This window comes from Maritimibacter harenae, from assembly GCF_009882975.1.
Lineage (GTDB): Bacteria > Pseudomonadota > Alphaproteobacteria > Rhodobacterales > Rhodobacteraceae > Maritimibacter > Maritimibacter harenae.
Genome location: NZ_WTUX01000011.1, coordinates 295,313 through 319,775 on the forward strand (window position 1 = coordinate 295,313; position 24,463 = coordinate 319,775).

Sequence of the window (24,463 nt, forward strand, 5' to 3'; positions counted from 1 at the left end):
GTCTCCGGCCTTAGGTGAAGGGCTCACGGACGCGGGGGACCAGGATGAGACAGGGCGGAAAGACGACGGTAAGCTCGGCACGGTTCGACGGCACGCAGGACGGCCGCGGGCTTGCCACGATCCGGCGCGTCGCGCCCTATCTCTGGCCGCGCGACAACCCCGAGGCCCGGTTCCGCGTCGTCGTGGCGATGGGGCTTCTGCTCTTCGCCAAGGTCGTCGCCGTCATCACGCCGGTCTTCTACAAGGCCGCCGTCGACGGGCTCACGGGCGAGGGCGGCGACAACGCGGCCTGGATGCTGGCCGTGGGGGCGATCGGGCTAACCGTCGCCTACGGCATGGCGCGCTTCTTCTCCGTCGGGTTCCAGCAGCTGCGCGATGCGGTCTTCGCCAAGGTGGCGCAGGGCGCGCTGCGTGCGCTTGCGCTCGAGACGTTCGGGCACATCCACGCGCTGTCGTTGCGCTACCACATCACGCGCAAGACCGGCGGGCTCAGCCGGATCATGGAGCGGGGCGTGAAGGGCGTGGAATTCCTGCTCCGGTTCCTTCTGTTCAACATCGTCCCGCTCTTCATCGAGCTTGCACTGGTGGCGGGCATCTTCCTCTTCGCCTTCGACGCCTGGTACTTCGCCGTCGTCGTTGGCACGATCCTTGTCTACGTGCGCTTCACCTACGCCGTGACCGAGTGGCGCGTGAAGATCCGCAAGCAGATGAACGACCAGGACACGGACGCGAACCAGAAGGCGATCGACAGCCTGCTGAACTTCGAGACCGTGAAGTACTTCGGCGCCGAGAAGCGCGAGGCGCGGCGTTACGACGGCGCGATGGAAGGCTACGAGGCCGCGGCGATCAAGACCTCGCAGTCGCTGGCCTTCCTCAACGCGGGCCAGAGTTTCATCATCACCGCCGGGCTCGTCGCCGTCATGGTCATGGCCGCCATCGGCGTGCAGAACGGCACGCTCACCACCGGCGATTTCGTCATGGTCAACGCCTACATGATCCAGATCACCATGCCGTTGAACTTCCTGGGCTCCGTCTACCGCGAGATCCGGCAGGCGCTGGTCGACATGGGCGAGATGTTCGACCTGCTCGAACAGCCCCCCGAGGTGAAGGACAAGCCCGGTGCGCCGGACCTCGAGATCAAGGGCGGCGAGGTCGAACTCGACGCCGTGGAATTCGGCTACGATCCCACGCGCCCGATCCTGCACGGCGTCTCGATCCGCGCCGCCGCCGGCGAGAAGGTGGCCATCGTCGGCCCGTCCGGCTCCGGCAAGTCGACCATCGGGCGGCTCCTGTTCCGGTTCTACGATGTCACCGGCGGCGCGATCCGCATCGACGGTCAGGACCTGCGCGACGTGGCGCAGGACAGCGTGCACGACGCGATCGGCGTGGTGCCGCAGGACACGGTGCTGTTCAACGACACGATCCGCTACAACATCGGCTACGGCAAGGAAGGGGCCACCTTCCAGGAGATCGAGGCGGTGGCCAGGGCCGCCCGCATCCACGACTTCATCATGTCGCTGCCCGAGGGCTACGACACCCAGGTGGGCGAGCGCGGGCTGAAGCTGTCGGGCGGTGAGAAACAGCGCGTGGGGATCGCGCGCACGCTTCTCAAGAACCCGCCGATCCTGCTGCTCGACGAGGCGACGAGCGCGCTCGACACCGAGACCGAACGCGACATCCAGGTGTCGCTGAAGGCGATGGGGGTGGGGCGCACGGTGCTGACAATCGCGCACCGCCTGTCCACCATCGCCGATTCCGACCGCATCGTCGTGCTCGAGGCGGGCCAGGTGATCGAGGAGGGGCGCCACGAAGAGCTCCTGTCGCGTGGCGGCAAGTACGCGGCGATGTGGGCGCGCCAGGCGGTCGAGGAAGACGAGGCGGCCTGATCGGGCCAAAGGTGCGCGGGCATCGCCCGCGCGCAGGTCTTGCGCCGCCCTGCCTGCGGCAGGCCGGCGCGGTGGCCGGGGGCCAGCGCCCCGAAGCACAGGCCAGATCGAGGGGCCAGCCCCCCGAACCACAGGCCAAATCGGGGGCCAGCCCCCCGAACCCCCCGGGCGTATTTCCGGAAAGATGAAACGGGTTACTCGGCCGCCTTGATGTGCGGGCCGGGCTTGTCGTCGTCGGTGGTGTCCGCGTCGATCCCGTCGCCTGCAGAGCGGCGCGTGGTGAGCAGGTAGTCGAGCTCGTCCGCCGTGGGCGCGTCATCGCCGTCGTCCGCTTCGATCGCCGGTTCCTCGAAGTCCCACTGCACCTCGTCCACCGGGGTGCGGCGCGCCTTCTTCTGGAGCGCGAGGTCGCGCGCGGCACGCGAGTCGCGGCCCAGCGTGAGCGACTTCAGCCCCGCGACCGAGCGGTAGGCGCCCGCGCCGACCCAGACCCGCAGCGCGAGCATGGAGGGGGTGAAGACGAGCGTCAGGATGGTGGCGATGCCGAGGCCGAAGACCACGGCTGTGGCGAGCTGGACCCACCACAGCGCCGTGGGCGCGTTGACCGAGTAGCCGCCGTTGATGAAGTCGAAGCTGAGTCCGAACATCATCGGCGCGAGCCCGGCCATCGTGGTGATCGTGGTCAGGAGCACCGGTCGGATGCGGCTTTCCGCGGTGCGCGTGATCGCCTCGAGCCGCGGCATGTACTGCGCGTACTCCTGGTAGGTGTCGATCAGGACGATGTTGTTGTTCACCACGATCCCGGCGAGCGCCACGACCCCGGTACCGGTCATGATCACCGAGAAGGGCTGACCCATCACGAGCATCCCGAAGAGGACGCCCGCGGACGACAGGACCACGGCCAGAAGCACCAGCACCGAGTTGTAGAAGCTGTTGAACTGCGCGAGCAGGATGATGAACATCAGGAAGAGCGCGCCCGCGAAGGCCTTGCCCAGGAAGGCGGTGGATTCGGACTGGTCGGCGAAGTCGCCGGCCCATTCGTAATCCACGCCCGTGGGGAGCACGCCCGAGTCGAGCCATTGCGTGATCGTGTTGATCCGCTCGGTCGAGGTCACGGGGGTCTTGGTGAAGGCTTCCGGGGTGTCCGCGCGCGCGATGATGCGGTCGGCCTCGGCGGCCGGCATGACGCCGCGGTCGCCCTCGGGCCCCGAGAGCTTGACCAGCCCCGGGTCGACGGCGGCTTTCACGTCGAAATAGCGGCTCTGGTCGATCCGGTCGATCTGGGCCAGCGTCGGCACCGGTTCGCGGGTCACGAAGTTCGACAGCGGGACGAGCCCCTGCTGGGTGCGCACCTTGAGCGTGTCGAGCGTGGAGAGCACGCGGTCCTCTTCGGGGAAGCGCACGCGGATCTCGACCTCTTCGTCGTTGCCCTCGATGCGCATGGTGTCGAGCAGGAGGCCGGTGGTGACGAGCTGCACCATGCCGCCCACGGTGGCGACGTCGGTGCCGTAGCGCCCGGCCTCTTCCACGTCGATGTTCACCTCCCAGTCGATGCCGGGCAGGGGGCGCGTGTCCTCGACCTGGGCGAGGCCCGGGAGGTCGTCGAAATACTGGCGCACCTCTTCGGTCGCGGCGAGCAGCGTGTCGCCGTCGTCGCCCTTCAGGCGCAGGTTCACGGGCTTGGTGGAGGCCGGGCCGCCGGCGATGGCGGCGACCTCGGTCGGGATGCCATCGACCTCGGCCAGGCGGTCCTTGAGCGCCTCGACCACGACCTTGCCGTCATAGCTGTCGTCGCGCACCGTGCGGGTGTAGGGGATGATGCCGAGCAGCCTGTCCTCGACCTCGTAGGCGGGGCGCTCCTCGAAGGTGGCGATCTCGATCTGGACCTGGCCGATGGTGTCGCGCGGGCCCGCCGCGCCGCCGGTGTTCTGGTTCAGCCCGCCGTCGCCGGCGAAGGAGAAGGCGTTCTTCACGCCGGGGACCGACATGACCACGTCTTCGATCCGGCGGACCATGTCGTCCTTTTCCTCGATCGACAGGTTGCCGCGCCCGCGCACGTAGACGATGGCCTGCTCCGGGGCGGTGTCCGCGAAGAACTCGACACCCCGGTTGTTCTGGCTGTAGTCCATCCCGATCCCGGCCACGAGCGCGATGACCGCGGCGATGGTGACGATCGGCATGACCGGGTTGCCGACGATCGCGTGGATGATCACGCCGAAGCCCGTGCGCCGGTACGTGACCTGGACCTTCTTCGGTTTGCGCTGCGGTTTGACGGCGTCCATGAGGATCGTGGTGATCATCGCCATGACGAGGAAGACCACCACGCCCGGGATCATCGCGACCGGCCCGTCGAGCGGGTTGGGGCCCAGGCCCGCCCGGTCGAAGAGGTAGTCGGGGTTTGCGATCTGCATCGCGGCGCCCAGGAGCAGGGCGAGGGCAGCCAGGAGCAGGACCGCGCGCAGGACCCAGGGCCAGGGGCGCAGGGTCTGCGCGGCCCGGTCGAGCGAGCGCGACAGGCGCCCCGCGACGCCGCCCATCACCGGCAGGTAGATCAGCGCCACGAGAAGCGAGGCGGTCAGAACGTAGATCAGCGTGCGCGGCAGCATCCCCATGAACTCGCCCGGGATCCCCGGCCAGAACAGCATGGGCAGGAAGGCGCAGAGCGTCGTGGCGGTGGACGAGATGATCGGCCAGAACATCCGCTTGGCGGCCTCGGTATAGGCCGACATGGGCCCCACGCCCTCGGAGATGCGCTTGTCGGCGTATTCGACGACGACGATGGCGCCGTCGACCAGCATCCCCACGGCGAGGATCAGGCCGAACATGACGATGTTGTTGATCGCCACCCCGAGCACGGCGAAGAGGGCGAAGGTGAGCAGGAACGAGGTCGGGATCGCGAAGCCCACGAGCAGGGCGGAGCGCATGCCGAGGGCGGCGAGCACCACGATCATCACCAGCGCGATCGCGGTGATCACCGAGCCTTCGAGCTGGCGCACCATCGAGTCGACCACGTGGCTCTGGTCGTTGGAGAACTCGAGCTGGACCGCCTGCTTGAGCTCGTCGGGCCACTCGGCCTGAACGGCGCGGGCGGTCTCCTTCACCTCGGCCACGGTGTCGATCAGGTTGAAGCCCTTGCGCTTGACCACCTGCAGCGACACCGTCGTGTCCCCGTTGAAGCGCGCGGTGCCGGCGCGGTCCTCGAAGGCCAGCCGGATCTCGGCGAGATCGCCCAGCGTCACGACGCGGTCGCCGTTCACCTTCACGGGCAGGGCGTAGATGTCCTGCACGTCGTTGAAGGACGAGGGGATCTTGATCGAGGTGGCGCCCGAGGGCGTGGTGATCTGGCCGGCCGCGATCAGCTGGTTGTTGTTGGTCACGACCTGGATCAGCTCCCCGGCCGTGACGTTGTAGGCCTCGAGCTTGAGGGGGTCGATCAGGACCTCCATCATCTCGTCGCGCGCGCCTGTGAGCTGGGCTTCGAGCACGGGTTCCAGCGCCTCGATCTCGTCCTGCATCTCGCGGGCGAGGCGCACGCGCGTGCGCTCGGGCACATCGCCGGTGAAGTTGACGACGACGATGGGGAATTCGGAGAAGTTGATCTCGTTGACCGAGTATTTCTCGTAGCCCTCGGGGAACTTCGCCTCGGCCGCGTTCATCGCGTCGCGCACGTCGGCGATGACCTTGGTGCGGTCCCAGCCGAATTCGAACTCGAGCGCGAGGCCCGCGTAGTTCTCGGCCGCCGTGCCGGTCATCTTCTTCAGCCCGTCGATGTCGGCGAGCTCCTGCTCCATCGGGCGCACGAGCAGGTTTTCACTGTCCTCCGCGGAGATGCCGGGGAAGGGGACCGACACGAAGAGGGCCGGGATCTCGATGTCCGGCTCACCCTCTTTCGGAAGGCCGACATAGGCCGCGATTCCTGCCACGAGCGACAGGGTGATGAAGGCCGCGACCATGCGCGCCCGCGCGGCGGCCCAGTCGACGACGCGGTTCATGTGCCCGGCTCCCGGTAGGAGGGCGCGATGGCCACGCCGTCGGTGACGTAATCCTGGCCGACGACGATGATCGCCACCTCGTCGGGCAGGCCCGCGACATAGACGCCCTGGGTGCTGTCGCGCACGAGCTCGACCGGCATGAAGCGTGCCACGTCGCCTTCGCCGACCACCCGAACGCCCAGGTCACCCGCGTTGTTGAGCGTGAGCGCCGATTGCGGCACCAGGTGCGCGGCGCGCCCGGCGGCGGCGATGTACATCTCGACGGTCTGACCGTCGCGGATCGCGAGGTCGGGGTTGGCGACCTCGGCCTCGACCCGGAACGTGCGGGTCACGGGGTCGGCGGCACGTCCGATGAAGGTGACTTCACCCATCAGCTGCTGGCCGGTCGTCAGGCGTGCGCCCACCTGCGCGCCAAGCTCGACGCGCGAAACGTCCATCTCGGGCACGTAGCCCACGAGCACGAGCGGATCGAGCTGGACGATGGTGGCGCAGAGCGCGCCGGGTTGAAGCAGTTGGCCGATCTCGGCGGTGTCGTCCTCGACCACGCCCCCGAACGGCGCTGTGATCTCGAGGTCGTCGAGCGCGGATCGGGCCTGTTCGACCGCCGCCTGGGCGGCTTCGAAGGCGGAACGCGCGGACAGCACGCGGGTTTCGCTGGCGAACCCGTCCTCGGACAGACGTTCGGCCGCGTCGAGGTTCTTGCGCGCCTCGGCAAGCTGGGCCTGGGCCTGTTTCAGGCTCACTTCACGCGTGCCCGGGTCGAGTTCGCACAGCACGTCGCCTTCGTCGACCTGGGTGCCCTTGGCGACCGGCGCGGCGATCACGCGGCCCGACGTCTCCGACATCAGGTTGACCTGGCGCGTGGCCTCCGTCTCGCCACGCAGGACCACGGCGCTGTCGATCTGGCGGGCGTTCGAGCGCTGCGCGATCACCGAGACGGCCGCATCTTCGTCCGTCGTGGTTTCGGCGGCTTCGTCCGCCTCGGCGGCGGGCCCTTCGACCCCGATGAAATCGCGCACGGTCTCGCGCTGGAAGACCAGCATGAAAAGGACCGCCACAGTGAGCAACGCCGTCAGGATCGGAATGGGCCGCATGTCTTAATCTCGCTGTCCCGGCTCGTTAATTAGCCGTCACATAGAACCGCATACCTTGCGCCACAAGATACGTTCACCACCTTATGCGGTATTGAAGAAGAATTGGATCACTTTTGCCGCGCCCCTTGGCAAAGCTTGCGGGTTTCCGGTAAAGAAGAGGTCAAAATGACGATACAGGCGCCTGGGGGCCGGCGAATTGAGCAATCCCGAAAGTTTCATCGACGAGGTCACCGAAGAAGTTCGCCGTGACCGGCTGTTCGCCTTCTTCCGCAAGTGGGGTTGGGTCGGGGCCGTCGCCGTGATCGCGATCGTCGGCGGCGCTGCCGTGAACGAATACCTGAAAGCCCGCGAGGCGCGCGAAGCGCAGGCCGCCGGTGACGCCGTGCTGGCCGCGATGGAGGCCGAGACACCCGAAGCCCGCATCGACGCGCTGGACGCAGCGCCGGCCAGCGGCGACGCCCAGGCGGCGCTCGCGCTGCTCAAGGCGGCCGAGGCCGAGGAGGCCGCCCGCGCCGACGAGATTCTCGCCGGTGTCGAGGGCAACGCCGAATTCCCGACCATCTACCGTGACCTCGCCACGATGAAGCGCGTGATGCTGCCCGAGACGCAGCTCAGCGCCGAGGAACGTCTTGCCGCGCTCGAGCCGCTGATGACGCCGGGCGCGCCATTCCGCGTTCTGGCCGAGGAACAGGCCGCACTTGCGGAAATTGCGATGGGCGACAACGACGCAGCCCTTGCACGTTTGCAGGGCTTGATGGACGATGCGGATGCCGGGCGTGCGCTGCGCGACCGTGCGGCGCAATTGATCGTGGCGCTTGGCGGCACGGTGGAGTGATCGGACGGGCGCGGCCGGGCCGCCCCTGACAGAAACGGGCACAGTTTGGGGGACACGCGCGTGACACGCAATGGATGGATCGGCCTCGCACTGATGGGCGTCGTGGCGACCGTGAGCGCCTGCGACCGGCGCGAAGTGATTTTTCAGGGCGAACGCTCGAGCATCTTCTCACCCGACCCCGAAGTGGTGGGCGAGGCGCAGGCCGCCAGCTTCTCCGAGACGAAGGAAAACGTGACGCGTGCCGTGTCGCTGCCGCGCCAGACCTCGCTCGGGTCCTGGTCGCAGGTCGCGGGCAACGCCCAAAACAACGCCCCGCATGTGCAGTTCTCGGCGTCGCCGCAGGTGATCTTCAACGTGCGCTTCGGCGCGGGCAACGACCGCAAGCACACCATCACCGCAGAGCCGGTCGTGGCCGGCGGCACCGTCTACGTGATGGATTCCGAACTCAGCCTGTCGGCCCTGACGACGTCGGGCGAGCGGCGCTGGACCACCGACCTCACGCCGCCGGGCGAACGCACGGGTGAGGCGTCGGGGGGCGGGCTGGCCTATGCCGACGGACTCGTCCTGGCCTCCACGGGCTTCGGCGAACTGGTCGCGCTCGACGCGTCCACGGGCGCGGTACGCTGGCGCCAGGACCTGGGCGCCCCGGGCTCGGGCGCGCCGACCGTATCGGGCGGCACCGTCTACGTGCTGTCGACCGACAACGTGGGCCACGCGGTCAATCTGGCGAACGGCCGCCTCAAGTGGAGACTGCCGGGCACGCCGCAGCAGCCGGGCGTTCTGGGGTCCTCGACCCCGGCCGTGACCGGCAACACCGTGGTGATGCCCTTCTCGCTGACCTCGCTCGTGGGCGTGGACATCAACGCGGGCGAACCGCGCTGGGTCCTGCCGATCAAGGGCGTGCGCCCCGGCGAAGCGCTGGCGCAGGTCTCCGAGATCACGGGCGCGCCGGTCGTGGACGGCCGCAGCATCTACGCGGGCACCATCGCGGGCCAGACCGTCGCCCTGAACACGAGCGGCCAGCAGCGCTGGAGCGCCGTTGAAGGCGCCGTGGGGCCGATGGTCGTGGCCGGCGGATCGCTTTTCATGGTGGGCGATGACCTCGAACTCGTGCGGCTTGACGCCGGGACCGGCGAACGCATCTGGGGCGTGCCGCTTCCGGGCTACGTCAAGGACCGCGTGCGCCGTCAGAGCGCCATCTACCCGAGCTATGGCCCGACGCTGGCCGGTGGCCGCCTCTGGGTTGCCTCGGGCGACAACATGCTGCGCGCCTTCGATCCGGCGAGCGGCGCGCTCGTCACGTCGGTCGAACTGCCCGCCGGTGCGGCCTCGCGCCCGGTGATCGTGGGCGGGGTCGCCTACATCGTGAGCGACGCGGGCACGCTGATGGCCTTGCGTTAAGGCGCGCTAATCTCTATGCGGGCGGCTTCACGTCCGGAGACATGAGATGACTTTCACCCTCGCCATCGTGGGCCGGCCCAATGTGGGCAAATCAACGCTGTTCAACCGTCTGGTGGGCAAGCGGCTGGCGCTGGTCGACAACCAGCCCGGCGTCACGCGCGACCTGCGCGAAGGCGACGCGCGCCTGGGCGAGCTGCGCTTCACCGTGATCGACACCGCCGGGCTCGAGGACGCGACCGACGATTCGCTCCCCGGCCGGATGCGGCGGCTGACCGAGCGCGCGGTGGAAATGGCCGATGCCTGCCTGTTCCTGATCGACGCGCGCGCCGGCGTTCTGCCGACGGACGAGATTTTCGCGGACATCCTGCGCAAGAAGAACGCGCATGTGATCCTCGCGGCCAACAAGGCCGAAGGCTCCGCCGGCGAGGCCGGCATGATCGAGGCCTGGGGGCTCGGGTTGGGCGAACCGATCGCGCTCTCGGCCGAGCATGGCGAGGGCATGGGCGATCTCGCCGCCGCCCTGGTCCCGGTGGCCGAGGCGACCGCCGACCGTCCGACGGGCGAGGCCGAGACGGATGTCGACGTGGAAGACGGCCAGCCGCGCGTGCCCACGCGTGAAAAGCCGCTCCAGGTCGCCGTGATCGGCCGGCCCAACGCCGGCAAGTCGACCCTGATCAACGCCCTGATCGGCGAAGAGCGGCTTCTGACGGGCCCCGAGGCCGGGATCACCCGCGATTCGATCTCGCTCGCCTTCGACTGGGACGGCACGCCCACGCGGATCTTCGACACCGCCGGCATGCGCAAGCGCGCCAAGGTGCAGGAAAAGCTCGAGAAGCTGTCGGTGGCCGACGGGCTGCGGGCCGTGAAGTTCGCCGAGGTCGTGGTGGTGCTGCTCGACGCCGCGATCCCGTTCGAACAGCAGGACCTGCGCATCGCCGACCTTGCCGAGCGCGAGGGCCGTGCGGTCGTGGTCGCGGTGAACAAGTGGGACGTGGAGCCCGAGAAGCAGCAGAAGCTCAAGCATCTGCGCAACGGGTTCGAAACGCTCTTGCCGCAGCTGCGCGGGGCGCCGCTGGTGACGATCTCGGCCAAGACGGGGCGCGGGCTCGACCGCCTGCACGCCGCCGTGGTGCGCGCCCACGAGGTGTGGAACCGCCGCATCCCGACCGCGAAGCTCAACGACTGGCTTGCCGAGATGGTCGCCCAGCACCCGCCGCCCGCGCCGTCGGGCCGGCGCATCAAGCTGCGCTACATGACGCAGGTGAAGACCCGGCCGCCGGGGTTCGTCGTGATGTGTTCGAATCCGGAGAAGCTGCCCGAAAGCTACACGCGCTACCTGGTCAACGGGCTGCGCGACGATTTCGACATGCCGGGAACGCCGATCCGGCTGCACATGCGCAGCCAGGCCGACAAGAACCCCTACAAGAACAAGACGAAGTCGACGCCTTCGCGGCTGCGAAAGCACCTGGGCAAGGGCCGGGCGGACAGCTGAGAACCGGGCAGGGGCCGCGTGGCCCCCGCCGCAGGCCTTTGCGTGCCTAGTTCAGGTATTCCATCGGATCGACGCTGGACGTGCCCTGGCGCACCTGGAAGTGCAGCGCCGGGTTGTCGCTCGCGCGGACCTTGGCGATCTGCTGGCCGCGCGCGACCGTGTCGCCCTTGGACACCGCGATATCGGAGATGCCCGCGTAGACGGTCAGCAGGTTGCCCTCGTGGCGCAGCACCAGGATCGGCACGTCGTTCGTGTCGCGGGTGATCGCGGCGACGGTTCCGGCCCGCGCGGCGCGCACCGTGGTGCCGGGGCTTGCGGAGATATCGATCCCGTCCGACTTCCCGCGCACGTAAGCGCCCACGATCCGCCCGTCGACCGGCATGGCCATCTGGGCGTTGCTCGTGCGCTCGTTGCCGAGGTTGGGCGATTGCGGGGTCTGGGTCGCCGTGTTGGCGGCCGTCTGCTGTTCTTCGGGCAGGGGGGCCGACGAGGAGGGCGGCAGTGGCGTGGGCGTGCCGACGCCGGGGGCCGAGTTCTCGCCGGTCCGCGTGTTGGCGGGCTGCGTGTCCGCGCTTTTCGGCGGGATCAGCAGGTACTGCCCCTCGCGCACCGTGAGCGACCCGTCGAGACCGTTCCATTCGGCCAGCGCCCGCACCGACACGCCGTAGAGGCGCGCGACCGAGTAGGCGGTTTCGCCGCGCACGACCTGGTGACGGATCGGCTCTTCGCCGCTCTGCGTGCCGGCGTTCTGTCCGGACTGGGTGTTGCCGACGCGGTCGAGCGCGTTGCCGGCGAGCGATTCCACGTCCACGCTGCCCGCGTTGCCCACCTTGCGGGGCAGGGCGACGATTTCGCCCTCGTGCAGGCGCGCGCCCGCGTTCAGGCCGTTGTAGCGGCTGAGCTCGGCCTCCGGCAGGCCGACGCGGTTGGCGAGCGACGTGAGCGTGTCGCCCTCGCGCGCCACGGCGACCTGGTAGGTGGGATACGAAATGATGCCGCGTGCGTCCGGCTCGGGCCGGGCCGCGCCGCGCGCCTGGCGCGCCGCGTCGGCGGTGGTGAACCCGTCCGACAGGCCGCGCAGGTCGGCGTCGAGGTCGAAGTCCAGCCACCCGTCGTCCGAGACCGTGCCGGAGCAGGCCCCCAGGGTCACGAGGGTGGTGCCGAGCACCAGGCTCCGCCTGATGCGCGCGCGGGTGTGCTGTGCGAATTCCATACTGCCGACCTCTTGTCCGACCCGTGTCCCCGGGTCTTTGCGCCTTTGCCGCCCTAGTCTTGTCCCAGACCTTCGACGAGCGGAACGAACCTGACCGGCAGGATTTCGTCGTAGTCGAACCCGCTTTCGCTGCGCGTCACCTTGATCAGGCTCTGCACGTGGTCCGACTGCCCCACCGGTAACACCATGATACCGCCGATCGCCAGTTGAGCCAATAGGGGCCCGGGCGGGTCCTCGGCCGCGGCGGTCACGATGATGCGGTCGAAGGGGGCCTGTTCGGGCAGGCCGAAGCTCCCGTCAGCGGTGATCGCGGTGATCGTGTGCAGGCCCAGCTCTTCGAAGACGTCGCGCGCGGCGCGCACCAACTGGCGGTGGCGGTCGACGGTGTAGACCCGGCGCGCGAGCTTGGCGAGGATCGCGGCCTGGTAGCCGGAGCCGGTCCCGACCTCGAGCACCTTGTCGCGCGGCTGCACGTTCAACGCCTGGGTCATGAGCCCGACCACGGAGGGCTGGCTGATCGTCTGGCCGCTCGCGATGGGCAGCGGCATGTCCTCGTAGGCGCGGTCGGAAAAGACGCCGCGCACGAACCGCCCCCGGTCGATGGTCTCCATCGCGTTCAAAACACGGGTGTCGGTGACCCCCTTGGAGCGCAGGTGGAACAGGAACTGCATCTTGCGTGCGGCGATGGGGTCGTTCGGGTCGCTCATTCCAGAGCCTGTTCGAGGTCGGACAGCATGTCGTGCGCGGTGAGATCGGCCCGCATCGGGGTCACCGCGATGTAACCGTCGAGGTTCAGGGCGGCGTCCGTGCCGGGCGCCGTCGGCTTGTGCTGCCGGCCGCCCTTGATCCAGATGAAGCGCCGCCCGGAGGGCGACGTCGTGGGCTCGGTGCCGAAGAACGTGTCCTCCCGCCAGCCTTGCGCGCCGGCGCGCATGCCCTTCACGCGGGATGCGGGGACGGGCGGGAAATTGACGTTGTAGAACAGCCGGTAGTCGGCGGTTTCCTGCCAAGGGGCCGCGTCGAGGAGCCGTTTGACCGTGGCCGCGCCGTGTTCGGCCGCGGCTTCGAAGAGGTTTTCGAGGTCGTAGTTCTCGGGCCCGATGAACTGCGACATGGCGATGGCCGGCAGGCCCTGGAGCGCGGCTTCCATCGCGCCGCCGATGGTGCCGGAATAGAGCACGTTCTCGGCCGCGTTGTTGCCACGGTTCACGCCGGAGAGGACCAGGTCGGGCGGCTCGGGAAGGATGTCGCCAATGCCCGCCAGCACGCAGTCGGCGGGGCTGCCTTCGGCGGCGAAACGGCGGGGGCCGAGCTCGGCCACCAGCATGGGGCGCGAATAGCTGATGCAATGGCCGACGCCGGATTGCTCGAAGGCGGGCGCGACGGTCCAGACCTCGCCCCCGGCTCCCGCGACCTCGGTGGCGATCGCCTCGAGCACGGCAAGCCCCGGTGCGTTGATGCCGTCGTCGTTCGTGATGAGAATGCGCATGGTGCCCCCGTTAGCCCTGATCTCTCAATAGGTCAGGCTTGGAACGGTCACAAGACAGGTGCGCAATGCGTGATCAGGCGAGGAGCTCGGGCAACAGCCTTTTGGCCTCGTCGGCCGGTTTCGTGAGCGTGTCGCGGTCCTCGCCGGGGTGGAAACGCGCGCGCATGGCGGTGGCGAGCGGCGCGGGTTCCAGGATGCGCACGGAGGGTCCGATATTCTCGCGCTCCGCCTGCCAGCTGCGCGCCAGCGCCATCTGCCCGGCCTTGGTCGCCCCGTAGGCACCGAAGAACTTCTCGCCCGCGTGGTTGTCGTGGAAGAAGGCCGCGGTGCCCTGTTCGCCAAGGAGCGGCGAGACGAAGGCGATCAGCCGCGCGGTGGCGTCGAGGTTGACCGCCACGGATTTCTCCCAGTCCTTCTCGGCCAGTGCGACGTGATCGGTGGGCATGAGCTGCTGCGCTTCGATCGCCGTGTGCGCCCAGAGGTCGACCCGGCCCCAGCGATCGTGGATCGCGCGGCAGAGCTGGGCCATCGCTTCGCCGTTCGTGACGTCCATCGGCGCCAGCGTCGCCTCGCCCCCGGCCGCCTTGATGCGGTCGTCGAGTTCCTCGAGCGCGCCGGTGGTGCGCGCCACGGCGACGACGTGGTGGGTGGGGGCCAGTTCCAGCGCCAGGGCGGCGCCAAGGCCGCGCGAGGCGCCGGTGATGAGGGCGATCTTGTCGGGCATGCGTCACTCCGTTGACGTTTGCCCGCGGTATCTCATTCGTGTTGGAGGCTGTCCAGTGCGTGGCAGGGCCGCAGGTGTGAATTCCTGCGGCCCCAGCGCGACCCCCAAAGGGGTCAGCCCACCGGGATCGGCGGGATGAAGATGGAATTGCCGTTCGACCGGGTGACGACGACGCCCGCATCGCTGATCTCGTGGATGCTGCCGATGGGGCTTTCATCGCCCTCGGACACGCGCATGATGTCGCCTTTCGTCATGCGAAAGAGCGCGGTCATCTCACCGGGCTTGCCCGCGATGCCGATCAGCTGGATCTGGTCGAGCCGAAGTTCGCCCGCCTTGGTCGCATGTTGCGCCACGAGGGGAGCGGTCCCGTCCCCGGTGTGGGACGCGGTGGTGTTTGCCATCTTTGTACCTCTGGTTCTGCGAGGGAGTGGATCTCGCTCGAAACTAGCGGCGTGGGGTAAACACCACGTTCACGCCGGAGAAAAGGGGGGCTTCGGCGGATGGGCTGCAATTGGCCCATCCCGTCCATTCGCATGCGCAGAAAGATGCCGACAGGGCACCGTCATGCCGTTGTTTTGAAGGTTATTCGGCGGCTTTCAGTTCGAAACCCTTGGCCAGCATGTCGCGCGGCGCGACCGGGTATTCTCCCGAGAAGCAGGCGTCGCAATAGGCCGGCGATGCCGGGTCACGCCCCTGCGCCTCGCCCACGGCCCGGTAGAGCCCGTCAAGCGAGATGAAACGCAGGCTGTCGACGCCCAGGTAGTCGCACATCTCGTCTTCCGACATGTTGGCGGCCAGGAGCTTTTCGCGCTGCGGCGTGTCGACGCCGTAGAAGCACGGCCAAGCGGTCGGCGGGCTCGCGATGCGGAAATGCACCTCCTTCGCCCCGGCATCGAGGATCATGTCCTTGATCTTGCGGCTGGTGGTGCCGCGCACGACCGAGTCGTCGACCAGGATCACGCGTTTGCCGCGGATCAGGGCGCGGTTCACGTTGAGCTTGAGGCGCACACCCATGTTACGGATCTGCTCGGTCGGCTCGATGAAGGTCCGGCCCATGTACTGGTTGCGGATGATCCCCATCGCGTAGGGAATGCCCGATTCCTGGCTGAAGCCGATGGCCGCCGGCGTGCCGCTGTCGGGCACGGGGCAGACGAGGTCGGCATCCACCGGGTTCTCTCGTGCGAGCTCCACGCCGATCTGGCGGCGCGTCTCATAGACCGAGCGGCCCCCGATGATCGAGTCGGGGCGCGAGAAATAGACGTGTTCGAAGATGCAGAAGCGCGACTTCTGCGGCCGGAAGGGGTGGCGGCTTTCCACGCCCTTGTCGGTGATGACGACCATCTCGCCCGGCTCGATCTCGCGCTCGAACTCGGCGCCGATGATGTCGAGGGCGCAGGTTTCCGACGACAGGACCCAGCCGTCGCCGAGCCGGCCCAGCACCAGCGGGCGCACGCCCAACGGGTCGCGTACGCCGATCAGCTTGGTGCGCGTCATGGCCACGACGGAGAACGCCCCCTCGACCCGGCGCAGCGCGTCCTCGAGCCGCTCGGCGGCATGTTTCTGCAGGCTGCGCGCCATCAGGTGGATGATGCATTCCGAGTCGCTGGAGGACTGGAAGATCGAGCCGCGCTCGATCAGCTCGCGGCGCAGCTCCTCGGCATTGGTGATGTTGCCGTTGTGCGCGATCGCGGCGCCGCCCATCGAAAACTCGCCGAAGAACGGCTGCACGTCACGGATGACGGCGCCTTTCGACCCGGCGGTGGAGTAGCGCACGTGACCGATCGAAAGCGGTCCCGGCAGCGTTTCCATGAGCGATTGCTTGGTGAAGTTGTCGCGGACGTAGCCGAAGCGGCGGGCCGAGTTGAACCCCTGTTCGGGGTCATGCGCGACAATCCCGCCGGCTTCCTGCCCGCGGTGTTGCAATGCGTGAAGGCCGAGGGCCACGAAGTTCGCGGCATCGGTAAGGCCGATCACACCGAAAACGCCACATTCTTCCTTGAGCTTGTCGTCATCGAAGGGATGGGCGGGCGGCATGGCGGGCTGGCGGGCAGCAGACATGGGCGAGAGATCCGAATCCGTGTGCGGAGTGACCCCTACTTAGAGCAGGGTTGCCGTAGTGTCACGGGGCGTGGGGTGATTTGTAACGGATTTATGTCCGCAGGCGAGAAAACAGGCCCCGGAGGGCGTGTCGCGCGCGCCTCACTCGCTCGTGGCGGGAGTGGTGCAGGTCGACACCAGTTCCTCGTAACGCGCCACGATCCAGCCGGGGGCATCCTCGGGGATCTGGTTGTCGAGGTTGTCGGTGGTGCGGGCGAAGATCTTGGCGGAGCGCGAATTGTCCACCGCCGCGATCGTGTCCGCCGTCACCACGTTGTCGTAGACGATGAGCGCCACGGCCACGAGCAGGATGCCACGCAGCACGCCGAAGACGAATCCCAGTGCCTGGTCGACGCCGCCAAGCGCCGAGCGTTGCACGACGCTGGAGAAGAGCGGCGTGAAGAGCGAAACCACGACGAGGGCGAGCGCAAGGACGCCCGCGAAGCTCGCGATCACGGACAGCTCGCAGCTTTCGGCGATGAAATCGCGCAGGACCGGGATTTCCTTGATCAGCGGCACGAACTTGGGCGCGAAGAGGTAGGCGACGATGGCCGCGACCACCCAGCCGACGATCGCCATGCCCTCGCGCACGAAGCCGCGGGAATAGGCGAGGACGGCCGAGACGAGGATGACCAGTGCGACGATACCGTCGACAATCGTGAAGCCGTCCATGATGTGTCCCCTATCCCTCGCGCTCAACCCGCGCCGAACATGTCGCCAACGTAACCGGCCAGATCCGGATACGATTTCAATGCCAGGCCGGGCTTGTCGCCGGCCTTGGACCGCGCGGGCGCGATCGCCGTTGTGAAACCAAGTTTTTGCGCTTCTTTCAACCTGTTTTCCGTCTGGCCCACCGGGCGCAGGGCCCCGGAGAGCGAGATTTCACCGAAAACGACCATATCGCGCGCGATCGCCACGTCCTCGCGCGCCGACAGGAGCGCGGTGGCCACGGCGAGGTCGGCGGCCGGTTCCGACACGCGCAGGCCCCCGGCCACGTTGAGGTAGACGTCGAGGCCGGCGAAGGGGATTCCGCAGCGCGCCTCCAGCACGGCAAGGATCATCGCCAGCCGTCCGCCGTCCCATCCCAGCACCGATCGTCTTGGCTGGCTGAGTGAAGATGGCGCCACAAGGCACTGGAATTCCACGAGAACGGGCCGCGTCCCCTCGATTCCGGCGAAGACCGCCGCACCCGGCGCCGGCTCTTCGCGGTCCGACAGGAACAGGGCCGAGGGGTTGGCGACCTGGGAAAGCCCGCCGCCGGTCATCTCGAACACCCCGATCTCGTCGGCCGGGCCGAAGCGGTTCTTGACCGCGCGCAGGATGCGGAACTGGTGACCGCGCTCGCCCTCAAAATAAAGCACGGTGTCGACCATGTGCTCGACCACGCGGGGGCCGGCGATCTGGCCCTCCTTCGTGACGTGGCCCACCAGGATCACGGCCATTCCCCGCCGCTTGGCGAAGGTGACGAGCTCGTGGGCCGCCGCGCGCACCTGGCTCACGCTGCCCGGGGCGCTGTCCACGTTGTCGGCCCACATGGTCTGGATCGAGTCGATGATGGCCAGTCCGGGCCGCTCTTCCTCGAGCGTGGTGAGGATATCGCGCAGGTTGGTTTCCGCGGCGAGCTTCACCGGCGCGTCCGACAGGCCGAGCCGTTGGGCGCGCATCCGGACCTGGGCCGAGGCTTCCTCGCCCGAAACGTAAAGCGTTTTCAGCCCGCTTCGCGCGAATTGCGCGGCCGCCTGCAGGAGCAGCGTGGATTTGCCGATACCGGGATCGCCGCCCACCAGGACGGCGGAGGCGGGGACGAGCCCGCCGCCCAGCACCCGGTCGAATTCATCGAGCCCCGACAGCGTGCGCGGCGGCGGCGTTTCCTCGGTCGAGAGGTCCGTGAGCGGGGCGGTGCGCCCGCGCGCGGCCCCCAACGATTTCGACGCGGGACCCGCCGAGAGCGGCTTTTCCTCCACGATGGAGTTCCATTCCCCGCAGGAATCGCAACGCCCGGACCATTTGGATGTGGTCGCGCCGCAGGCTTGGCAGACGAAGGTGGTCGTGGATTTGGCCATGCGGTCGTTTTGCCTTGGGCGGGCAGGGGGCGCAAGCTAGGTTCCGGATATCGGAGGCATTCCATGACGCAGACAACCAAACGCCTGTCGGGCGGCAACCCCCGGATCGCCAAGGGCGAGGGCGCGGCGGTGGTCGAGGCCTACCTGGCGGCGATGCCCGGGTGGAAGCAGGATGTCGGGCGACAGCTCGACCGGCTGATCTGCGCGGAGGTGCCGGAGGTCCACAAGGCGGTGAAGTGGAACACGCCGTTCTACGGCTTTGCGGGCGACGGCTGGTTCACCGCCTTCCACTGCATGACGCGCTACGTGAAGGTGACTTTCTTCCAGGGGGCCGCGCTGGACCCACTGCCGCCCGTCGGCTCGAAACAGCCCGACGTGCGCTACCTGCATGTGTTCGAGGCCGAACCGCTGGACGAGGCGCGGTTTCGGGACTGGATCCGGCAGGCGCGGGCCTTGCCCCTGGCGAAGCTCTGAGGCTCAGCCCCGGCGCGCGCCGAACGACAGGGCGAGGGAGGCCAGGACGCAGAAGGTGAAGAGGTAGAGCCCCCAGCCCACCTCGACCCGGGTCATGGCCACGCCCTTGATGACGACCACGTAGAGCGCGATCAGGAAGATGTCGGCCATCGCGAGCTTGCCGAGCCAGTGCAGCACGGGCAGGGCGCGCGGCCCCAGCCTGCCGGCCTGCACGGCCACCAGCAGCGCGATCTTGGCGACGGGGGCCACGACGGCGAAGAGCGCGACGAGAAGGGCCAGGAGCCGGTCGGTGTCCCACAGCGCCACGAGACCCGAGATCACGCTGATCTCGTCGAGACCCAGAAGCGGTAGTTTAAGCCCCGCCCGCAGGAGCGGCGCGACCCAGGCAATGGGGAAAAGCACGAGAAGGGCGAGGTTGAGGGCGAGGGTCCAGCGCATCGGGGTCAGATAGGCGCGGGGCGGCGCGTTTGCGAGAGCCTCAGCGTGCCAGGAAGCGCGCCAGCAGCTCGTCCTGGGCACCCTCGAGGTCGGCCACCGGCCCGTGCCAGCGTGCGCGGCTCGCGTCGAGCAGCAGCACCTCGTCGGCGATGGCCCGGATCGAGGCCATGTCGTGCGTGATCGTGATCGCGGTGGCGCCGAGGTCGGTCACCAGTTCGCGGATCAGCGCGTCGATGTCGGTTGCCGTCACCGGGTCGAGGCCCGAGTTCGGCTCGTCGAAGAACAGGTATTTCGGCTCACCCACGATGGCCCGGGCGAGCCCCACGCGTTTCTGCATGCCCCCCGACAGGTCGGCGGGGTAGAGATCGGCGACGCGCTCCTCGAGCCCGACCCGTGCGAGTGCGGCGACCGCGCGGTCGCGCGCCTCGGCCCGGCCCGTCCGCTTGCGGCCGTTGCGCAGGCGGAAGGCCACGTTGTCCCAGACCTTCATGCTGTCGAAAAGTGCCGCGCCCTGGAACAGCACGCCGGTCTGTTCGAGGAATGTCGCCCGGCGTCGGCGGGTAAGCTTCTGCCCGTCGATGGTGACCCGCCCCGTGTCCGGCGCGATGAGGCCCAGGATGATGCGCGTCAGCACCGATTTGCCGGTGCCCGAACGCCCCAGCACCGCAAGGCTCCGTCCGTCGGCCAACTCGAACGAGATGTCGTCGAGCACCTGCTTCTCGCCGAAGCGCTTGGAGATATGCTCGAGCGCGATCATTGGCCGAAGAACGCCCCGGTGAGCGCCACGTTGGCCGCGAGCACGAGGATCGCGGCGGCTTGCACGGCGGATTTCGTGGCGAGCCCCACGCCCTGCGCCCCGCGGCCCGCGTTCAGACCGGCGTGGCAGGCGAGCGTCACGGCGATGGCCCCGAACACGGCGCCCTTGGTGAGAGACAGGACCATGTCGATCGGGTCGAGAAAATTCCAGCTGGTGGTGACGTAGGACGGCCCCGAGAAGCCGAGCTGCCCGGTGGCCACCGCGAAGCCGCCGAACAGCCCCAGCACGTCGCCGATGGCCACGAGGATCGGCACGGTGACGAGGCCCGCGAGCAGGCGGGGCGCGGTAAGGTAGGTCATCGGGTCGGTGGACAGCGTGGTTAGCGCGTCGACCTGTTCGGACACCTTCATCGTGGCGATCTCGGCGGCGATGGAGGAGGTGACGCGCGCCGCGATCATCAGGCCGACCATGACGGGGCCCAGTTCGCGAACGATCCCGATCGCCACGATCTGGGGCACCACCGCCTCGGCCGAGATGCGCGCGCCACCGGCGTAGATCTGGAGCGCGAGCGCGGCGCCGGTGAAGACCGCCGTCAGCCCGACGACGGGCAGCGACAGCCAGCCCACCTGGAGGAAGGCGCGCGCCAGTTCGCGCGGGTAGCGCACCGTGGCGGGAATGCGGACGAGGGCGGCGAGGAAGAAGAGGGTGACCGATCCGATGCGGCGCGTGATCCCGAGGGCCGCGCGCCCGATCCATGCAAGGGGCAGGAGCCCCCGGGTCACGATTGCCCTCTGTGGTAGCTGCGGGCATAGCGGTGCCCCAGCTCGGTCAGGATCTCGTAGCCGATGGTGCCGGTCGTGTCGGCGATGTCGTCCACGGTCTGGTGCGGTCCCAGCAGCGTCAGCGCCTCGGGCGTGTCCTCGAGATGGGTGATGTCCACGCCGATCAGGTCCATCGACACACGGCCCACGATCGGGCAGGGCACGTCGCCGTGGAAGAACACGCCCGTGTTGGACAGGTGACGCGTGATCCCGTCGGCATAGCCGCCCGCGACCGTGGCGATGCGCCGGCGCCCGTCGGCGGTCCAGCTGTTGCCGTAGCCGACGGTTTCCCCGGCGACGAGGTCGCGGACCTGGATCACCGGGATATCGAGGTAGACTACGAGCTGCGCGTCCTCGAAGGGGCGCGCGCCGTAAAGACCGATCCCCGGGCGTGTCAGGTCGAAATGGTAGTCGGGGCCCAAGAGGATGCCACCGGTCGCCGCCAGCGACAGCGGCACGCCGGTCTCCGCCGTCATCTCGATGAAAGCCTGCAGCTGTTGCGGGTTCATGTCGTGTCCCGGCTCGTCCGAGCAGGCGAGGTGCGACATGATCAGCCGGGGCTGCGCGGCCAGCGCGATGTCGCGCACCGCGGCCCATTCGGCGGGCTCCATGCCCAGCCGGTTCATGCCCGAGTCGAGCTGGATGCCGAACGGGTGGTTCGGAAGCGCCTCGAAATGCCGGGTCAGCTGGTCGACCGAGTTCAGCATCGGGATCAGGCCGAGGTCCGCGATCATCTGCGCGTCGCCGGCCATGTGGCCGCCGAAGACCGAGATCTCGGGGCCGGGTCCCAGCGCTTCGCGCACCTTGGCGCCTTCCTCGGCGACGGCCACGAAGAAACGCCGTGCGCCGGCAGCCGCCAGTGTGCGCGCAACGCGGTCCGCGCCCAGACCGTAGCCGTCCGCCTTGATCACGGCGGCGGTCTGCACGTTCGTCGCGGTTTTCGCGTCCAGCGAACGCCAATTGGCGGCCAGCGCGTCGAGGTCGATTGTCAGTCTTCCGGTGCCCATGCGCGGTGGTTTGTCCGCGCCGCGCGGCAAGGTCAAGCTGAAAGCGCGAGCAGCCGGGGGACCGGCTATTCCACGGTCTCGGTGATGATCCGGTTGCCCTGGTGCAGGGTCTTGTGAACCGGGCATTTGTCGGCGATCTCGATCAGCCGGTCGCGCTGCTCATTGGTCAGGTCGCCCGACAGCCGGATCTCGCGCCGGAAGGTGTCGACCTTCTGCGACGCGCTGCCCTCTTCGGCGTCCTTGGCATGCACCTTCGCGTGGCTCACGTCGACCTGGATGTCGGTGACGGGCCAGCCCTTGCGCCGCGCATACATCCGCATCGTCATTGAGGTGCAGGCCCCGAGCCCGGCCGACAGGAAACCGTAGGGCGACAGGCCCCGGTCGGTGCCGCCGAAATCCACAGGTTCGTCGGCCAGCAGGTGATGTGGCCCGTGAGTCACGTCCTGCAGGAACCCGTCCGGGTCGGCCTCGCGCACCCGCACCACGCCCTCGGGCACGGTCTCGGAGGTGTCGGTCTCCGGGGCGCCAAGGTAGCGCGCCGACCAGGCCGCGATCACCGAGGCCGCGTATTCCGCGTCGTCCCCGCGCGAGATCAGGTGATCGGCGTCGTCGAGCGTCACGAAGCTTTTCGGATGCATCGCGGCGCGGAAGATCGCCTCGGCATTTTCGATGCCCACCACCTCGTCCCGCGGCGCGTGCATGATGAGAAGCGCGGCCTTCAGGTCGCGGATCGCGGGCGTGAGTTTCTCGGCCCGGATGTCCTCGACGAAGTCGTGACCGATGGTGAAGGTGCGCCCGCCCAGGTCGACTTCCGCCTTGCCGTGGCGGGTGATCTCGTCGAGCTTGTCGGCGAAGTTGTGGGTCACGTGGTCCGGCGCGAAGGGCGCGCCCAGCGTGACCACGGCACGCACGCCGCCGATGTCGTGCGCAGCCTTCAGGACCGCCGCACCGCCCAGCGAGTGCCCGATGAGCATCGTGGGGGCGAGGTCACGCTCCCCCAACGCCTGCGCGGCTTTCACGAGATCGCTCACATTCGAGGTGAAGGTGGTGTTGGCGAACTCCCCCTCGCTGTGGCCCAGCCCGGTGAAATCGAAACGCAGCACGGCGATGCCGGCTGCGGTCAGGCGGCGCGCGATGCGGCGAGCGGGCAGGATATCCTTCGAGCAGGTGAAACAATGCGCGAAAAGCGCGGTGGCACGGACCTTGCCCGCGGGCAGGTCGAGCCGGGCGGCCAGCTGCGATCCGTCATGGCCCTCGAAGGTGAATTTCTCGGTCGTCACGGGCGCCTCCCTGCGGTGTCGTGTCGGGCGCAGCGTGCCGGGCGGCGCGCCGATGCGCAAGCCGCGCCGCCATCACGCGATTTCGCGTTTTCTTGGGGCAGGGGGCGTCGTATTCAAAGACCATGAAAGGTTCATGGCATATCGTGCCGCGCGCGGTCGCCGGGGTTTGCCTGGTGCTGATCCTCGCGGGCTACCTGGGACGGTTGCACCCCGTGGGCGACACCATCGCGGTGTTTCGGCTCTACTTCGCCGGCCCGCTCATCGTGCTGGGCGCGGCGATGCTCTATTTCGGGCAACGCCAGGCCGGGGGCCTGAACCTCGTGGTCGGGCTCGGCGTGGTCGCGACCGCCGGAATCCTGCCGGTGATCGACCAGGACGCCGCCGCGCTCGACGGCGCCGGTCCGGTCGTGACCCATTACCAGAAGAACCTGCAATTCCATAACGACGACCCTTCCGAGGTGCTCGACGACGTGCGCGCCCGCAAGCCCGACATCATCACCTTCCAGGAGGCGAAGGGACGCTCCGCCAACATCCTCGATGAACTCGCCCGCGATTACCCGGCCCATGTGCATTGCGCCGACGGCGTCGGGATCGCCGCCTACGCGCGCTGGCCGATGATCGAGGGCACGGCGTTCTGCGACGGGCAGCTGGGCGGGATGCAGGTCGAGGGGCCTGACGGGCCGCTCTGGGTACTCACCGTGCATCTTCGGTGGGTCTATCCCTACCCGAACGCCCGGCAGGTGGAGGCGATGGCCCCGAAACTGGCCGCTCTGGAGGGGCCCAAGGCGGTGGGCGGCGACTTCAACGTGGTGCCCTGGGCCGAAAGCGTGGACGTCTTCGCGCGCGCGGCCGACGTGCGCCGGGTGGGCCGCAGCTTCGTGACCTTCGCGGCCGTGGGCGGGCTCCTGCGCGTGCAGATCGACCACGTGCTCGCCTCCGGAGCCGCGGGCGTGACCGAGCGCCTGCCCAGGCTCGGCTCCGACCACTGGGGCGTCTGGGCGCGCTACACCTTTTCCGACGACTGAAAAAAAGGGGCGATCCAGCGCTGTCCGCGCGGATCGCCCAAGAAATGAGGGTGCGTCGACCAAGGCCCTGTGGATTGCCTGGTCGGACGTTGCGCCCTCCTGACCATGTTCTCTCGAACAAGACCTTTATCGGATTTCAATGCGGTTGCGAGACGGTGGAAACTTGGCGGAAACGGATTGTTGCCGCCCATATTCAGACACAGGTGGGGATAACCCTACCGTCTTTCGGCGGGGAGACGCGGCGTCAACTGCCTTAATTCGCCACATTTCATCGCGCGTGGGCCGGTCCTTTCGCCGCCTGTGAGGCCCCGGACGAGAGCCGGGAATCGCTTCGGGCGGCGGCCGGTCAGCCGGGCGCGGTGGCGCTGCGCGCGG

The 24,463-nt window shown here is 68.4% G+C and carries 21 protein-coding genes; 6 read left to right on the top strand and 15 right to left on the bottom strand.

What is annotated here, in order from left to right; translation table 11 throughout:
* The first annotated feature begins 44 nt into the window (after positions 1–44).
* Positions 45–1,886 carry an ABCB family ABC transporter ATP-binding protein/permease gene (locus GQE99_RS08170; RefSeq protein WP_161351103.1) on the top strand — a complete coding sequence of 614 codons (1,842 nt, stop codon included), beginning with the start codon at positions 45–47 and terminating at the stop codon, positions 1,884–1,886.
* Positions 1,887–2,080: 194 nt separating this feature from the next.
* Here GQE99_RS08170 and GQE99_RS08175 read toward each other — a convergent pair whose 3' ends face one another.
* The gene (locus GQE99_RS08175; protein WP_161351104.1) at positions 2,081–5,878 is read right to left on the bottom strand and encodes an efflux RND transporter permease subunit; all 3,798 of its coding nucleotides are present in this window, start codon (positions 5,876–5,878) and stop codon (positions 2,081–2,083) included.
* A complete protein-coding gene (locus tag GQE99_RS08180; protein ID WP_161351105.1) occupies positions 5,875–6,972 on the bottom strand; it encodes an efflux RND transporter periplasmic adaptor subunit in 1,098 nt (365 codons plus the stop codon). Before GQE99_RS08180 ends, GQE99_RS08175 begins: the two co-directional genes overlap by 4 nt.
* Before the next feature lie 196 nt (positions 6,973–7,168).
* Between GQE99_RS08180 and GQE99_RS08185 the strand changes: the two genes are divergently transcribed.
* From GQE99_RS08185 to der, 3 genes are read left to right on the top strand one after another with little or no spacing between them, the layout of a single operon-like run.
* A complete protein-coding gene (locus GQE99_RS08185) occupies positions 7,169–7,807 on the top strand; it encodes a hypothetical protein (protein ID WP_161351106.1) in 639 nt (212 codons plus the stop codon).
* 60 nt (positions 7,808–7,867) lie between these two features.
* On the top strand, positions 7,868–9,208 hold the full coding sequence (locus GQE99_RS08190) for a PQQ-like beta-propeller repeat protein (protein ID WP_161351107.1): 1,341 nt from the start codon (positions 7,868–7,870) through the stop codon (positions 9,206–9,208).
* A gap of 46 nt (positions 9,209–9,254) precedes the next feature.
* The gene (gene der / locus GQE99_RS08195) at positions 9,255–10,700 is read left to right on the top strand and encodes a ribosome biogenesis GTPase Der (protein WP_161351108.1); all 1,446 of its coding nucleotides are present in this window, start codon (positions 9,255–9,257) and stop codon (positions 10,698–10,700) included.
* A gap of 46 nt (positions 10,701–10,746) precedes the next feature.
* On the opposite strand, the gene GQE99_RS08200 is transcribed toward der, so the two are convergent.
* From GQE99_RS08200 to radA, 8 genes are all read right to left on the bottom strand, one after another.
* On the bottom strand, positions 10,747–11,913 hold the full coding sequence (locus GQE99_RS08200; protein ID WP_161351109.1) for a M23 family metallopeptidase: 1,167 nt from the start codon (positions 11,911–11,913) through the stop codon (positions 10,747–10,749).
* Between the two features lie 53 nt (positions 11,914–11,966).
* Complete coding sequence (locus GQE99_RS08205; RefSeq protein ID WP_161351110.1) at positions 11,967–12,620, bottom strand: protein-L-isoaspartate(D-aspartate) O-methyltransferase; 654 nt, start codon at positions 12,618–12,620, stop codon at positions 11,967–11,969.
* Complete coding sequence (surE, locus tag GQE99_RS08210; protein ID WP_161351111.1) at positions 12,617–13,402, bottom strand: 5'/3'-nucleotidase SurE; 786 nt, start codon at positions 13,400–13,402, stop codon at positions 12,617–12,619. Before surE ends, GQE99_RS08205 begins: the two co-directional genes overlap by 4 nt.
* Positions 13,403–13,475: 73 nt before the next feature.
* Positions 13,476–14,126, bottom strand: coding sequence for an SDR family NAD(P)-dependent oxidoreductase (locus GQE99_RS08215; protein WP_161351112.1), 651 nt, complete (start codon positions 14,124–14,126; stop codon positions 13,476–13,478).
* 113 nt (positions 14,127–14,239) lie between these two features.
* Positions 14,240–14,527: a hypothetical protein gene (locus tag GQE99_RS08220; RefSeq protein WP_161351113.1), complete on the bottom strand. Its 288-nt coding sequence runs from the start codon at positions 14,525–14,527 to the stop codon at positions 14,240–14,242.
* A 181-nt stretch (positions 14,528–14,708) separates the two neighbouring features.
* Positions 14,709–16,160 (bottom strand): amidophosphoribosyltransferase, encoded by a 1,452-nt coding sequence (purF, locus tag GQE99_RS08225; protein ID WP_161351509.1) that lies wholly within the window; start codon positions 16,158–16,160, stop codon positions 14,709–14,711.
* 165 nt (positions 16,161–16,325) lie between these two features.
* The gene (locus tag GQE99_RS08230; RefSeq protein WP_161351114.1) at positions 16,326–16,895 is read right to left on the bottom strand and encodes a CvpA family protein; all 570 of its coding nucleotides are present in this window, start codon (positions 16,893–16,895) and stop codon (positions 16,326–16,328) included.
* Between the two features lie 23 nt (positions 16,896–16,918).
* The gene (gene radA / locus GQE99_RS08235) at positions 16,919–18,286 is read right to left on the bottom strand and encodes a DNA repair protein RadA (protein WP_161351115.1); all 1,368 of its coding nucleotides are present in this window, start codon (positions 18,284–18,286) and stop codon (positions 16,919–16,921) included.
* Positions 18,287–18,349: 63 nt separating this feature from the next.
* On the opposite strand from radA, the gene GQE99_RS08240 reads away from it, so the two are divergent.
* Positions 18,350–18,760, top strand: coding sequence for a DUF1801 domain-containing protein (locus tag GQE99_RS08240; RefSeq protein WP_161351116.1), 411 nt, complete (start codon positions 18,350–18,352; stop codon positions 18,758–18,760).
* A 3-nt stretch (positions 18,761–18,763) separates the two neighbouring features.
* Here GQE99_RS08240 and GQE99_RS08245 read toward each other — a convergent pair whose 3' ends face one another.
* The 5 genes from GQE99_RS08245 to GQE99_RS08265 all read right to left on the bottom strand — a co-directional run bounded on the left by GQE99_RS08245 (position 18,764) and on the right by GQE99_RS08265 (position 23,063).
* Positions 18,764–19,198, bottom strand: coding sequence for a paraquat-inducible protein A (locus GQE99_RS08245; RefSeq protein WP_161351117.1), 435 nt, complete (start codon positions 19,196–19,198; stop codon positions 18,764–18,766).
* Between the two features lie 40 nt (positions 19,199–19,238).
* Positions 19,239–19,955: an ABC transporter ATP-binding protein gene (locus GQE99_RS08250; RefSeq protein ID WP_161351118.1), complete on the bottom strand. Its 717-nt coding sequence runs from the start codon at positions 19,953–19,955 to the stop codon at positions 19,239–19,241.
* Entirely contained in the window at positions 19,952–20,737 is a 786-nt protein-coding gene (locus GQE99_RS08255) for an MlaE family ABC transporter permease (protein ID WP_328794077.1), read from the bottom strand. Before GQE99_RS08255 ends, GQE99_RS08250 begins: the two co-directional genes overlap by 4 nt.
* A complete protein-coding gene (gene alr / locus GQE99_RS08260; protein WP_161351119.1) occupies positions 20,734–21,783 on the bottom strand; it encodes an alanine racemase in 1,050 nt (349 codons plus the stop codon). The genes GQE99_RS08255 and alr overlap by 4 nt, the downstream gene beginning before the upstream one ends.
* A gap of 65 nt (positions 21,784–21,848) precedes the next feature.
* Positions 21,849–23,063, bottom strand: a complete 1,215-nt coding sequence (locus GQE99_RS08265) for a bifunctional alpha/beta hydrolase/OsmC family protein (RefSeq protein WP_161351120.1) — start codon at positions 23,061–23,063, stop codon at positions 21,849–21,851.
* A gap of 122 nt (positions 23,064–23,185) precedes the next feature.
* Between GQE99_RS08265 and GQE99_RS08270 the strand changes: the two genes are divergently transcribed.
* Positions 23,186–24,088: an endonuclease/exonuclease/phosphatase family protein gene (locus tag GQE99_RS08270; RefSeq protein WP_161351121.1), complete on the top strand. Its 903-nt coding sequence runs from the start codon at positions 23,186–23,188 to the stop codon at positions 24,086–24,088.
* Positions 24,089–24,463 lie beyond the last annotated feature (375 nt).

What these genes read in the sequence shown, in the direction of transcription:
- GQE99_RS08170 (WP_161351103.1), top strand. Translation starts at nt 45, where the DNA reads ATGAGACAGGGCGGAAAGACGACGGTAAGCTCGGCACGGTTCGACGGC.
- GQE99_RS08175 (WP_161351104.1), bottom strand. Translation starts at nt 5,878, where the DNA reads ATGAACCGCGTCGTCGACTGGGCCGCCGCGCGGGCGCGCATGGTCGCG.
- alr (WP_161351119.1), bottom strand. Translation starts at nt 21,783, where the DNA reads ATGGGCACCGGAAGACTGACAATCGACCTCGACGCGCTGGCCGCCAAT.
- GQE99_RS08180 (WP_161351105.1), bottom strand. Translation starts at nt 6,972, where the DNA reads ATGCGGCCCATTCCGATCCTGACGGCGTTGCTCACTGTGGCGGTCCTT.
- GQE99_RS08270 (WP_161351121.1), top strand. Translation starts at nt 23,186, where the DNA reads ATGAAAGGTTCATGGCATATCGTGCCGCGCGCGGTCGCCGGGGTTTGC.
- GQE99_RS08220 (WP_161351113.1), bottom strand. Translation starts at nt 14,527, where the DNA reads ATGGCAAACACCACCGCGTCCCACACCGGGGACGGGACCGCTCCCCTC.
- purF (WP_161351509.1), bottom strand. Translation starts at nt 16,160, where the DNA reads ATGCCGCCCGCCCATCCCTTCGATGACGACAAGCTCAAGGAAGAATGT.
- GQE99_RS08205 (WP_161351110.1), bottom strand. Translation starts at nt 12,620, where the DNA reads ATGAGCGACCCGAACGACCCCATCGCCGCACGCAAGATGCAGTTCCTG.
- GQE99_RS08200 (WP_161351109.1), bottom strand. Translation starts at nt 11,913, where the DNA reads ATGGAATTCGCACAGCACACCCGCGCGCGCATCAGGCGGAGCCTGGTG.
- GQE99_RS08230 (WP_161351114.1), bottom strand. Translation starts at nt 16,895, where the DNA reads ATGGACGGCTTCACGATTGTCGACGGTATCGTCGCACTGGTCATCCTC.
- GQE99_RS08215 (WP_161351112.1), bottom strand. Translation starts at nt 14,126, where the DNA reads ATGCCCGACAAGATCGCCCTCATCACCGGCGCCTCGCGCGGCCTTGGC.
- GQE99_RS08240 (WP_161351116.1), top strand. Translation starts at nt 18,350, where the DNA reads ATGACGCAGACAACCAAACGCCTGTCGGGCGGCAACCCCCGGATCGCC.
- surE (WP_161351111.1), bottom strand. Translation starts at nt 13,402, where the DNA reads ATGCGCATTCTCATCACGAACGACGACGGCATCAACGCACCGGGGCTT.
- radA (WP_161351115.1), bottom strand. Translation starts at nt 18,286, where the DNA reads ATGGCCAAATCCACGACCACCTTCGTCTGCCAAGCCTGCGGCGCGACC.
- GQE99_RS08245 (WP_161351117.1), bottom strand. Translation starts at nt 19,198, where the DNA reads ATGCGCTGGACCCTCGCCCTCAACCTCGCCCTTCTCGTGCTTTTCCCC.
- GQE99_RS08250 (WP_161351118.1), bottom strand. Translation starts at nt 19,955, where the DNA reads ATGATCGCGCTCGAGCATATCTCCAAGCGCTTCGGCGAGAAGCAGGTG.
- der (WP_161351108.1), top strand. Translation starts at nt 9,255, where the DNA reads ATGACTTTCACCCTCGCCATCGTGGGCCGGCCCAATGTGGGCAAATCA.